Below are 12,141 nucleotides of genomic sequence, written 5' to 3'. Positions count from 1 at the left end.
ATCGAAAAATGAACCTTCACACGGAAGCCCCCGTCCCGTCAGCGACCTCCGTCGCCGACCTCGGCACCGAACACATCAGCACCCGGGAAATCGACCGGCGCAAAATGGCGCACGACGCTTCCCACTATCTGATGATCCCTGAGGCCGTGGCGACGCCGCGCACGGCGGAGGAGGTCGCCGCCCTGCTGAGCCGCAGCCGGAAGCTGGGCATCCCTGCCACCTTCCGCTCCGGCGGCACCTCCCTCTCCGGCCAAAGCCAGAGCGACAGCCTCCTGATCGATACCCGCCAGCACTTCCGCGGCATCGAGGTGCTCGACGGCGGTGCCCGGGTCCGCGTGCAGCCCGGAGCCACGGTGCGCGCCGTGAACTCCCGGCTGGCCGCGCACGGCTACAAGCTCGGGCCCGATCCGGCGTCGGAAATCGCCTGCACCATCGGCGGCGTCGTCGCCAACAATTCCTCCGGCATGGCCTGCGGCACCGAGTTCAACACCTACCAGACCATCGAGTCCATGGCCCTGGTCCTGCCCTCTGGCACGGTCCTCGATACGGCAGCGCCCGACGCCGAAACCAAGCTGCGCACCCTGGAACCGGCGCTCGTCGAGGGGCTGCTGCGGCTGCGCGGCCGGATCGTTGCCAACCCGCATTCAGTGGCCACCATCGAGCGGCTGTTCTCCATGAAGAACACCATGGGCTACGGGCTCAACTCCTTCCTGGACTACGAGAGCCCGCTGGACATCCTCACCCATCTGATGGTCGGCAGCGAAGGCACGCTGGGCTTCGTGGCCGAAGCGACGTTCCGGACGGTTCCGGCGCTGCCCAAGGTGGCCACCGGGCTGATGTTTTTTGACTCGCTGGACCGCGCCGCCAGCGCCCTGCCGGAACTGGTCGCCTCCGGACTGGCCACGATTGAGCTGATGGATTCGACGTCGCTGCGCGTGGCCGCCGCCGACCCGACCGCTCCCCCGGAGCTGCGCGAGCTGCAGATCTCCGACCACGCCGCCCTCCTGGTGGAGCACCAGGCCCGCACCGCCGAGGAGCTGGCGGAGAAGCGGGAGAACTCGCGGGCACTCTATGAGTCCCTTCCCTTGGCCGCCCCGTTCGCCATGACGTCGGTCGCGAAGGACCGGGCCGCCATGTGGCACCTGCGCAAGGGCCTGTACACCACGGTGGCCGGCGCCCGCCCGTCCGGAACCAATGCCCTGCTCGAGGACATCGTGGTGCCGGTCCCCTCCCTGGCGGCCACCTGCGGGGAGCTGTCCCGGCTCTTCACCGAACACCACTACCGCGATTCGGTCATCTTCGGCCACGCCAAGGACGGCAACGTCCACTTCATGCTCAACGAACGCTTCGACGATCCGGTGGAGCTTGCCCGCTATCAGGCGTTCACCGAGGAAATGGTTGACCTGGTGCTGGGCAACGGCGGCTCGCTCAAGGCCGAGCACGGCACCGGCCGGATCATGGCCGCATTTGTCCGCCGCCAGTACGGCGATGAACTGTACGCGGTGATGTGCGAGCTCAAGTCCCTGGTCGATCCGCCGAATCTGCTCAACCCCGGCGTGCTCATCAATGAAGACCCGCTGGCCTACATCGAGAACCTCAAGGTGGCGCCCACGGTGGAGGCGGAAGTGGACCGCTGCGTGGAGTGCGGCTACTGCGAACCGGTCTGTCCCAGCAAGGACCTGACCACCACTCCGCGCCAGCGGATTGTCCTGCGCCGCGAGATCGCCGCCGCCGAAGCCCGCGGCGACGCGGCCCTGGCCAAGGAGCTGCGCAAGGACTACGACTACGACGGCGTCCAGACCTGCGCCGTCGACGGCATGTGCGTCACCGCCTGCCCGGTCCTGATCAACACCGGAGACCTGGTCCGCCGGCTGCGCAAGGAGGACGCCAATCCCGTCGCCGACATCGGCTGGAAGACCGCTGCCGAGCACTGGTCCACGGTGACCGTGGCCGGCGGCAAGGCCCTCAGCCTGGCCAAGGCGATGCCGCCGCTGCTGCCCAAGGCGGCCACCGCCGTCGCGCGCGCCGTTGCCGGCAGCGATACCGTTCCGGCCTACGCCACGGTGCTGCCGGCCGGCGGTTCAAAGCGGCGGCCGCTGGAGGATCCGGCCGCTGTGGCCGTGTATTTCCCTGCCTGCATCGGCACCATGTTTGGTCCGGCCGGCACCGGCGACGGCGTGTCCGCAGCCTTCCTGGAACTGTGCGGCCGCGCCGGGGTGGGCGTGCGCATCCCGAACGGCATCGGCGAGCTGTGCTGCGGAACGCCCTGGAAGTCCAAGGGTTTCGCCAAGGGCTACTCGGTGATGACCGAACGCGTGCTGGCCAACCTGTGGGAAGCCACCGGCGGCGGGGCACTGCCGGTGGTCTGCGACGCCGCGTCCTGCACGGAGGGTCTGGACACCATGAAGCGGCTGGCCGGGGAAAGCCCGGATTACCCGGGGCTGCAGTTCGTCGATTCGGTCGAGTTCGTGCGGGACGCGGTGCTGCCGCAGCTGGCCGTGACGGCGAAGCTGCCGTCGATGGCACTGCATCCCACCTGCTCGTCCACCCAGCTTGGCGCCAACGAGGCGCTGCACGCCGTGGCCGATGCGGTGGCGGACGAGGTGTTCGTGCCGCAGAGCTGGGGCTGCTGCGCGTTTGCCGGCGACCGCGGGCTGCTGCATCCGGAGCTGACGGACTCGGCCACCGACCGGCAGGCGGCGGAAATCAACGAGCGCGAGTTCGCTGCCTACGCCTCGGTGAACCGGACCTGCGAGATCGGCATGTCCAAGGCCACCGGCCACACCTACCGGCACGTGCTCGAGTATCTGGCGGAGGCGACGCGGTAGGTGCGGGGACTGCTGCTCCGCGCACGGGTTGAGCCTGAACGGAGCCGGCAACGAAGGCACTGTACGGTGGATTCAATATTGACCCGATGTCATGCAGCCAAGTTCAGCCTGCTTAGTGTCCGATACGGCCTCTCCATGCCTTGGGAGTGTCACACGTCGCAGTTTGACACTACGAACATAGGATGTTTAGCTCGTGATATCGATCACGTTCCGGCACCTTCGAGCCGGCTGACTTGTTAGGCAGGCACAGTTCTTGAGCACCATCACCCGCGTGGATATCCAGGACATCCGATTCCCGACGTCGCAGGACCTGGACGGCTCCGATGCAATGAACCCGGACCCGGACTACTCCGCCGCCTACCTCAGCATCGGGACAGACTCCGATGACGGCCTGACCGGAAACGGATTCGTCTTCACGATCGGCCGCGGCAATGACGTCCAGGCCGCCGGAATCACTGCCCTTGCCGGCTACCTCACCGGCCGCAACGTTGAAGAGACGCTGGCAGACCTCGGCGGTTTCTGGAAGACACTTGTCCACGATTCACAGTTGCGCTGGCTCGGACCGGAAAAGGGCGTGATGCACATGGCAATCGGTGCGGTCATCAACGCACTGTGGGATCTGCGGGCCAAGCGCGAAGGCAAGCCCCTGTGGCTTCTGTTAGCCGAAATGAGCCCGGAGGAAATCGTGGGCCTGGTGGACTTCCGCTACCTCACCGATGCCCTGACTCCTGCCGAAGCCCTCGACATCCTCAGGCGAGCCGAGCCGGGCCGGCAGGAACGCATCAGCACCCTCAAGCGGGTCGGTTACGAGGCATACACCACCACGCCCGGCTGGCTGGGCTACTCCGACGAGAAGCTCACCCGTCTGTGCCGGGAAGCAATGGCTGACGGCTTCGAACAAATCAAGCTCAAAGTCGGCGCCGACCTCGACGACGACATCCGCCGCCTGCGGGTGGCGCGCGAGGTCTGCGGTCCGGACTTCCGGATTGCAGTGGACGCCAACCAGCGCTGGGACGTGGACCAGGCCATCGAATGGATGGCTCATCTGGCCCCCTTCAATCCAGCCTGGATCGAGGAGCCCACCAGCCCCGACGACGTCCTGGGCCACGCAGCCATCGCCCGGGCCATCGCCCCGATCCCGGTTGCCACCGGAGAACATGTGCAGAACCGCGTGATCTTCAAGCAGATGCTGCAGGCCGGTTCCCTGCAGGTGCTCCAGATCGATGCATCCCGCGTTGCCGGCGTTAACGAGAACATCGCCATCCTGCTGCTCGCGGCCAAATTCGGAGTCCCGGTCTGCCCTCACGCCGGAGGAGTGGGGCTTTGCGAAGCAGTCCAGCACCTCTCCATGTTCGACTATGTGTCAGTCTCCGGTGCCATGGACGGCCGGATGATCGAGTTCGTCGACCACCTGCACGAGCACTTCACCGTTCCGGTCGACGTGCGTGCCGGCCGCTACTGGCCGCCGGCAGCACCCGGTGCCGGAATGGAAATGATCCAGTCCTCCGTGGCCGGCTACCTCTACCCCACCGGCTCCGTCTGGTCCTAAGGTCCCAGCCGACCCCGCCCCGGCGTCCGCCTCGGCCCCACGTTAGTTCCGCTCGTTCTTCCCTGCCTTTTTCAGCCTCATAGAAGAGACCTTTGATGATCCAGGATCCAGACCAGCTTCACCAGCGCGACCACAGCAAGGAAACCATCCCCAAAGCGGTGGTCTTCATCGCCGTCCTTGCCGGGTTTTCAGGCCTGCTGTACGGCTACGACTCCGGCGCCATATCCGGTGCCCTGCCCCTGTTGATCAACGACTTCGGAATCGACGCCGGAACCCAGGGTCTGGTTACCTCGCTGCTGCTCTGGGGAGCGCTGCCCGCGATCATCGGCGCCACGCTCGCCGCCCGCCGGTTCGACCGTCGCCATCTGCTGCTGGTCGCCGCGGTGATCTTCGTCGTCGGCTCCGTTGCCTGCGCCCTGGCTCCGAACATCACGGTCCTGATGTACGCCCGGTTCTTCCTGGGCTTGGCTGTGGGCATCGCCAACATGTTCGGCCTGATCTATCTGGCCGAACTCGCCCCGACCCGCATTCGGGGACTGCTGACCGCTTTGTACCAGCTCTCCGTCAACGTCGGCATCCTGTGCGCCTACATCGCAGGCGACGCGCTGCAGGCCTCCGGCAGTTGGCAGTGGATCCTCGGAGCCGGCGCTTTTCCTGCCATCATCTTCCTGGTCGGCATGTACCTCAGCCCGGCCAGCCCCCGCTGGCTGATCATGCGCGGCCGCCGCGAGGAAGCCCTCACCGTCCTGACCAAGCTGCGGGCCACCCGCGAACTCGCCGCGGCTGAAGTCGCCGAGATCGAAGGCAGCCTGCAGAACCAGGGCGCCGGCGTCGGGCAGCTTTTCCGCTCGGCCCGGCCGGCAATGACGGTCCTGTTCATCCTTACCTTCTTCCAGGTCTTCACCGGCATCAACGCGGTGGTCTACTACGCGCCGATCATCTTCGCTGACATTGAATCGATGGGCGAAAACGCCGGCATGATCGCCAACTACGGCGTCGGCATCGCCCTGGTGGTCTCCACCGCCATCTCGCTGCCGCTGATTGACCGGCTGGGCCGGGTCAAGATGCTGGCCGTGAGCATGGCCGGCCAGGCTGTGGCCATGGTGGTGCTCTGGCTTTTCCCGGATATGGGCTTTGTCAGCATTGCCGCCGTCTTCGTGTACACCTTTGCCTTCGGCTTCGGTCTCGGTCCGGTGTTCTGGCTGTACATCCCCGAGGTGCTCCCGCTGCGGATGCGTGCCATTGGCATGGGCGTTATCACCTTCACGCAATACCTCTTCAACGCCGTGTTTGCTTCGGCTTTCCCGGTGGCCATGGAGCGCTTCGGTCCGGTCGTGTTCCTGCTCTTCGCGGTCCTTTCGGCTGCCGGCTTCTTCTATGTGGTGCGCCGCGTCCCGGAAACCTCAGGAAAGTCCCTGGAGGAGATCGAGGAGTACTGGCGCGTGGAGGAAGACCGGAAACTGGCCGCCGCCGGCTGATTCGATCCTCCTGCCTCACCGGTCCAGCTAAAGGAAAAACCCATGCTCAGCTTCGAACTCACCCACCCCGACCTGCTGCAGGCGCTGGCGTCGTCCGGCCACGGCACCAAAGTGCTCATCGCCGACGGCAACTATCCCCACAACACCGGCGCCCCCGCGTCCGCCCGGCGCATCGCCCTGAATTTGCGTCCCGGCCTGCTCACCGTGGACCAGATTCTGGAAGTCCTGGCGGTCAGCAGTCCGATTGAGTCAGCGGAAATCATGACCGACGACGACGGCGCCTGGGCACCGTGCGTCGGCGGCTACCGGGCCCTCCTGGGGCGGGAGGTTCCGGTGCTCGGCCACGAGCGGCACGCGTTTTACGAGGCCGCCCGGGGATCCGACGTCGGCGTGGTGATCGCCAGCGGGGACCAGCGACAGTACGCCAATCTGCTCCTGACCATCGGCGTGCGGACAACCGGCTCCTCGCTGCCGGGAGCCTAGCGTGCGGATCACGGACACCCACGTCCATTTCTGGGATCCGCGGCGGTTTTCCTACCCATGGCTGGAGGACCGTCCGGTCCTGAACGTCCCCCGTCTGGCCGCCGATCTGTGCCCAGGGCTGGACGCGGACATGTCGCCGGTGCGGAAAATAGTGCTCGTTGAAGCCGGCTGTCGTTCCGATCAGGCCGTGGACGAAACCCTGTGGCTGCAGGACCAGGCCCGGCGGGATCCCCGGATCGGTGCGGTCGTGGCGGCAGTGACGCTGGAGGACGACACCCGCCTGTCCACGGAGCTGGACCGGCTAAGCCGGATTCCGCTGGTGCGCGGCGTCCGGCGTAATTTCCAGTCGCTGGAACCCGGTGCCCTCGTTGCACCGGCCATGATTGCCGGTGCAAGGGCAGTGGCCGCTGCCGGATTGGTTTTTGATGCCACCGTTCGCTCAGGTCAGCTCCCGGAGCTGGAAGCCTTCGCCCGGCAGGTTCCCGAACTGACCATTGTGCTGGACCATCTGGGCAAGCCCCCGGTGGCTTCCGGCGTCGTCGGACCCTGGGCGCGGGACCTGCAGCGGCTGGCGGACTGCCCCAATGTGACGGTCAAAATTTCGGGACTTGCGCCGGAGGCCGCTCCGGAGAGACCGCTCGAAGCACAGATACGACCGTTCCTGGCCGCGGCCCTGGAGATCGCGGACCCGGGCCGGCTGCTCTTGGGCAGTGACTGGCCGGTGTCCACGGCCCGGGCACCGCGGGACACCTATGCGAGCTGGTGGACCTTGCTGCTGGAGGATACGCTCTGCGTGCTCAGCGCACCGGACCGCGAAGCTGTTGCCGAAGGCAACGCCGAACGGATTTACATGAAAGCAGGAACAACGCATGAGTGAAAACCAAACCGTGGAGCGCATCCGGAGCACCGGCGCGCTGGGCTTCGGCGCAGCCCCCATCGGCAACCTCTACCGTGCCGTACCAGACGCCGAGGCTCTGGACGCCGTCGAAACAGCGTGGCAGCAGGGCATCCGGCACTTCGACACCGCACCCCACTATGGCCTGGGACTGGCTGAACGCCGGCTTGGGCAGGTGCTGTCCGGAAAACCCCGGGACAGCTATCTGCTATCCAGCAAGGTGGGGCGGCTGCTTCGCCCCAACCCGGCACCCGGGGGCAGGGACACGGAGGGCTTTGACGTACCCGATGACCTCACCCGGATCTATGACTACACCCGCGACGGAGTGCTGCGCTCCATTGAGGAGAGCCTGGTCCGGCTGAACACGGACCGCTTGGACGTGGTGTACATCCACGACCCGGACGAACACTGGGACGAGGCAGTGGCCGGCGCCGTTCCTGCCCTGTCAGAGCTTCGGGACCAGGGCGTGATCGGTGCCTACGGCGCCGGGATGAACCAGTCGGCGATGCTGGAACGCTTTGTCCGGGAGACCGACGTCGACGTCGTCATGCTTGCGGGCCGCTACACGCTGCTGGAACAGGCCGCCGCCGGGAACCTGATAAGCGCCTGCCGCGAGCGCGGGGTGGGCATTGTGGACGTGGGCGTTTTCAACTCCGGGCTGCTGTCCAAGGACCGGCCGGCCCCCGACGCCACTTACAACTACGCCCCCGCGCCGCCGGAGATGTTGGAGCGTGCCAATGCCCTGGCCGATCTGGCGGAGAAGCACGACACCACGCTTCCCGCAGTTGCCCTCGCCTTCCCTTATCGGGAACCGGCGGTGGCCGCCATCGTCCTGGGCATGCGCACGGCGGAACAGGTGGAACAAAATGTTGCCCTGAGCGGCGCCGCCATCCCCGAACAATTCTGGGCCGATGCAGCCGCCCTCGGTTTCATCCGCTGACCAAAACCTGCCCACACACCACCGGCTGAACCAACGCACCATCGATCGAACAGGAACCTTATGGAATTCATGCGCATCGGGCCCAAGGGCTCGGAAACCCCCGTTGTCGTGGAGAACGGCACCTCCTACTCGCTGGCCGGCATTGTCGCGGACATCGATCCCGACTTCTGGTCCGAGGGCCCGGCGCGGGTGGCCCAAGCTCTCGCGGCCGGCGAGCTGACCGCCGTCAACCCGGCCGGGCAGCGGATCGGCGCTCCGGTCGCCCGTCCCTCGGCGATCATCTGCATCGGTCAGAACTACGCCGCGCACGCCGCGGAATCCGGTGCGCAGCCGCCGACGCACCCGATTGTCTTCCTCAAGACGCCGAACACGCTGACCGGGCCCTACGACGCCGTGGGCATCCCGCCGGCCTCGGAAAAAACCGACTGGGAAGTGGAACTGGCCATCGTCATCGGCAAGCCCGCCGCTTACCTGCAGTCCGATGCCGAGGCCGCTGACGCCATCGGCGGGTACATGACGGTGAACGACCTTTCGGAGCGGAGCTACCAGATGGACGTCTCCGGCGGTCAGTGGAGCAAGGGCAAATGCGTGAAGGATTTCCTGCCCGCCGGACCGGTGCTCCGCACAGCCGACAGCATTGATCCCGCGGACCTGCGGCTGCGCAGTTGGGTCAATGGGGAGCCGCGGCAGGACTCGTCCACCCGGGACATGATCTTCTCCGTGACGGATATCGTCCGCGACCTCTCCCAGTACATGCAACTCGAGCCGGGCGACATCATCTGCACCGGCACCCCGGAGGGCGTTGCCTTCTCCGGACGCTTCCCTTACCTGCAGGCCGGGGACGTCACCGAGATTGAAATCGAGGGGCTGGGCAAACAGCGCCAGGAGTACAACCGGATTGAGGCGGGCAAGTAATGGCAGCGGAATTTGAGGGACTGGCAGCGATCGTCACCGGCGGAGCCTCCGGCATCGGGGCAGCAACGGTGCAGCGCTTGCTGGAGTCGGGTGCAAAGGTTGGCGTCCTGGACCTGCGTCCGGAACAGGCGCCCGCAGGGGCGGTGGGAATCCGCTGCGACGTCGGGGATTCCGATTCCGTGCGCTCCGCCGTCGCCGAGGCCGCCCGGGTGCTGGGAGGCATCGACGTCGTCGTCAATAACGCGGGCATTGGCGCCCAGGGCGACGTCGCGGCGAATGACGACGACGAATGGGCCCGCGTTCTGAACGTGAACGTGCTGTCCGTGGCCCGGGTATCCCGTGAGGCGCTGCCCTACCTGCGCGAATCAGCGCATGCTGCGATTGTGAACACCTCCTCGATTGCCGCTGCAGCCGGGCTGCCAGAGCGGGTACTGTATTCCGCGAGTAAGGGTGCCATCCGCTCCATGACGCTGGCGATGGCCGCCGACCACATCCGCGAAGGGATCCGGGTGAACTGCGTCAGCCCCGGCACGGCCAACACTCCGTGGATCGGGGGGCTGCTGAGCAAAGCCGCTGATCCCGAGGCGGAGCGGACAGCACTGAACGCCCGCCAGCCGCACGGCCGGATGGTGGAGCCCGAAGAGGTCGCCGAGGCGATCTGTTACCTGGCCAGTCCTCGGAACAAGTCCACCGCAGGCGTTTGCCTGGCGGTCGACGGTGGCATGGACGGTCTGCGGCTGAGGCCCGTCGGCGCGTAGCCTCACCCCTCAAGACGTAAAAACGGGAAGGTCCGGTGCGCGCACCGGACCTTCCCGTTTGACCAGCCCGACTTACGCGGCTGGCGTCTGTCAGCCGAGCGCCTCCTTGACCCACTGTTCCACGCCGCTCACGTGCAGCATGGTGGCGGCGCGCGCCAATTCTGCGTCCCCCGACCGCAGGGCCGCGACGATGCTCCTGTGCTCCGCCAGAGTGCGTTCCACCGCGCCCTGCTCTGTGAGGCCGCGCCAGATCCGTGCCCGGACCGTTCGACTGTTCAGGCCTGAAAGCAGCCCGCAGAGGTAGCCGTTGCCCGCGGCGTCGGCAATGCTCTCGTGGAACCGCAGGTCATGCTCGATGAGGTCATCCACGGATCCCGCGTCCACGCCTGCGATGTCCGCCTCCAATCCGGCCAGCTCCGCTTGGGTGATCCGTCTGGCCGCCATGCCTGCAGCCGAGGATTCCAGGATGCGCCGGACTTCGAAGAGCTCCACCAGCGAGGTGTCCGAATGCAGGTCCACCATGAACGCGGTGGATTCCTGCAGCAGCCGAGGCTCAAGGCTGGTGACGTATGTGCCGTCGCCTCGCCGGACGTCCAATACCCGGACGGCTTCCAACGCCTTGACCGCTTCCCGCAGCGAGTTGCGGGACAGACCCAATTGCTCGCTGAGTTCCTTCTCGGGCGGCAGCCGGTCCCCCGGGGACAGCTCTCCGCCGATGATCATGTCCTTGATCTTGGTTATCGCGTCATCCGTAAGGGCCATCCCTCGATCCTAGTCGGGGGCGGGTGGGCTGCCTCCCTGCCCGTAACACTGCAAAGAGTCCCCGTCAGGAGGAGTCCGACGGCAGCGCCGGGGCGATTTCCGGAAGCTCCTGCAGCGACCATTGGTTGCCGTCCGGATCGCTGAAGTAGACGAACGTGCCCCAGTCCAGCGGCGCAATGTCGCTGGCCTCAATGCCGTGGTCCACCAGGTGCTGCCGCGCCTCGGCGGCGTTGGGCACCACGATCTGGATCCGCTGGGTTCCGGGCACCATGTCCGTTGTCCCCGGACCGATCACCACCGAACACGCAGATCCCGGCGGCGTCAGCTGCACAAACCGCAGTTCCGGACTAATGCGTTCGTCGTAGTCAGCGTTGAATCCCACTTGGTCCACGTAGAACGCCTTGGAGGCATCCACGTTGGAGACCGGCACGGGTACCAGCTCAATTTTCCAGTCCATGGCATCCACGGTAGAACCGCCGACGACGGCGGGGAACGGTGCCGCGGTCAGATACGGTCCGCGACCGCTCCGGAAACCTCCGCGAGAGGAGGGAGGGAGGGAGGGAGGGAGGGAGGGAGGGAGGGAGGGAGGGAACGAAACCTCAGTGTGCTGAGGAATAAGCCCGCGGCAGCCCGTGTTGCCGCCTATATGACAGAGCAGAGCGTAACCCCCGTCCCCCTGACCATTGATCTCAAGGACCTGGGCACGGTCCGCCGTCTTGGCTTCGGCGCCATGCGCATCGTGGGCCCCGGCATCTGGGGCGAGCCCGAAAGCCGCGGCACCGCCGTCGACGTCGTCCGCCGGGCCGTGGAGCTGGGTGTTGACTTCATCGACACCGCCGATTCCTACGGCCCCAACGTCAGCGAGGAGATCATCGCCGAGGCGCTGTATCCGTATCCCGACGGCGTTCGCATCGCCACCAAGGCCGGCTTTGCCCGCACCGGACCTGACGTCTGGGTGCCCCTGGGCCGCCCGGAGTACCTGCGCCAGCAGGTCGAACTGAGCCTGCGCAAGCTCAAGGTGGATTCCCTGGATCTGTTCCAGCTGCACCGCATCGACCCCGAGGTTCCGGCCGAAGAGCAGTTCGCCGTGATGCGCGACCTGCAGCAGGAAGGCAAGATCAAGGCCCTGGGCCTGTCCCAGGTTTCGGTGGAGCAGCTCAAGGCCGCCGACAAGTACTTCACCGTCTCCACTGTGCAGAACCGCTACAACCTCACCGACCGCTCCTCCGAGGACGTGCTGGAATACGCCGAGGCCAACGGCATCGGCTTCATTCCGTGGGCTCCGATCTCCGCCGGCGAACTGGCCCAGCCGGGCGGCCCCGTGGCCGAAGCCGCGCAGCGCCTGAACGCCACCGATTCCCAGGTGGCCCTGGCCTGGCTGCTGCGCCGCTCCCCCGTGATCATGCCGATCCCGGGCACCGGCTCCATCAAGCACCTCGAGGAAAACCTCGCCGCCGCGGACCTGGTGCTCGACGACGCCACGTACGCCGAGCTCGACGCCGCCAGCAAGAGCGCTTCCGGCAAGTAGGCACC

Annotated in this window: 11 protein-coding genes; 9 read left to right on the top strand and 2 right to left on the bottom strand. The window is 66.5% G+C overall.

What is annotated here, in order from left to right; all coding sequences use genetic code 11:
- Positions 1–8 precede the first annotated feature (8 nt).
- From QNO08_RS03440 to QNO08_RS03405, 8 genes are all read left to right on the top strand, one after another.
- Positions 9–2,828, top strand: a complete 2,820-nt coding sequence (locus QNO08_RS03440; RefSeq protein WP_229964520.1) for an FAD-binding and (Fe-S)-binding domain-containing protein — start codon at positions 9–11, stop codon at positions 2,826–2,828.
- Positions 2,829–3,081: 253 nt separating this feature from the next.
- The gene (locus QNO08_RS03435) at positions 3,082–4,377 is read left to right on the top strand and encodes an enolase C-terminal domain-like protein (protein WP_229964519.1); all 1,296 of its coding nucleotides are present in this window, start codon (positions 3,082–3,084) and stop codon (positions 4,375–4,377) included.
- 95 nt (positions 4,378–4,472) lie between these two features.
- The gene (locus QNO08_RS03430) at positions 4,473–5,855 is read left to right on the top strand and encodes a sugar porter family MFS transporter (RefSeq protein WP_229964518.1); all 1,383 of its coding nucleotides are present in this window, start codon (positions 4,473–4,475) and stop codon (positions 5,853–5,855) included.
- 42 nt (positions 5,856–5,897) lie between these two features.
- Entirely contained in the window at positions 5,898–6,338 is a 441-nt protein-coding gene (locus QNO08_RS03425; protein WP_229964517.1) for an RbsD/FucU family protein, read from the top strand.
- Between the two features lies 1 nt (position 6,339).
- Positions 6,340–7,215, top strand: coding sequence for an amidohydrolase family protein (locus tag QNO08_RS03420; protein WP_229964516.1), 876 nt, complete (start codon positions 6,340–6,342; stop codon positions 7,213–7,215).
- Positions 7,208–8,173, top strand: coding sequence for an aldo/keto reductase (locus tag QNO08_RS03415; RefSeq protein WP_229964515.1), 966 nt, complete (start codon positions 7,208–7,210; stop codon positions 8,171–8,173). Before QNO08_RS03420 ends, QNO08_RS03415 begins: the two co-directional genes overlap by 8 nt.
- 60 nt (positions 8,174–8,233) lie before the next feature.
- Positions 8,234–9,088 carry a fumarylacetoacetate hydrolase family protein gene (locus QNO08_RS03410; RefSeq protein ID WP_229964514.1) on the top strand — a complete coding sequence of 285 codons (855 nt, stop codon included), beginning with the start codon at positions 8,234–8,236 and terminating at the stop codon, positions 9,086–9,088.
- Positions 9,088–9,846 carry an SDR family NAD(P)-dependent oxidoreductase gene (locus QNO08_RS03405; RefSeq protein ID WP_229964513.1) on the top strand — a complete coding sequence of 253 codons (759 nt, stop codon included), beginning with the start codon at positions 9,088–9,090 and terminating at the stop codon, positions 9,844–9,846. Before QNO08_RS03410 ends, QNO08_RS03405 begins: the two co-directional genes overlap by 1 nt.
- 90 nt (positions 9,847–9,936) lie before the next feature.
- Here the strand turns inward: QNO08_RS03405 and QNO08_RS03400 are convergent, their stop codons facing one another.
- On the bottom strand, positions 9,937–10,608 hold the full coding sequence (locus QNO08_RS03400; protein ID WP_229964512.1) for a FadR/GntR family transcriptional regulator: 672 nt from the start codon (positions 10,606–10,608) through the stop codon (positions 9,937–9,939).
- Positions 10,609–10,672: 64 nt separating this feature from the next.
- Entirely contained in the window at positions 10,673–11,065 is a 393-nt protein-coding gene (locus QNO08_RS03395) for a VOC family protein (RefSeq protein WP_229964511.1), read from the bottom strand.
- Positions 11,066–11,254: 189 nt separating this feature from the next.
- Here QNO08_RS03395 and QNO08_RS03390 point away from each other — a divergent pair, with 189 nt between their 5' ends.
- On the top strand, positions 11,255–12,136 hold the full coding sequence (locus QNO08_RS03390; RefSeq protein ID WP_229964510.1) for an aldo/keto reductase: 882 nt from the start codon (positions 11,255–11,257) through the stop codon (positions 12,134–12,136).
- Positions 12,137–12,141: the final 5 nt, after the last annotated feature.

This window comes from Arthrobacter sp. zg-Y820, assembly GCF_030142155.1.
GTDB lineage: Bacteria > Actinomycetota > Actinomycetes > Actinomycetales > Micrococcaceae > Arthrobacter_B.
The sequence above is the reverse complement of the archived record's forward strand: the minus strand, read 5'-3'. Positions and strand labels throughout refer to the sequence as shown.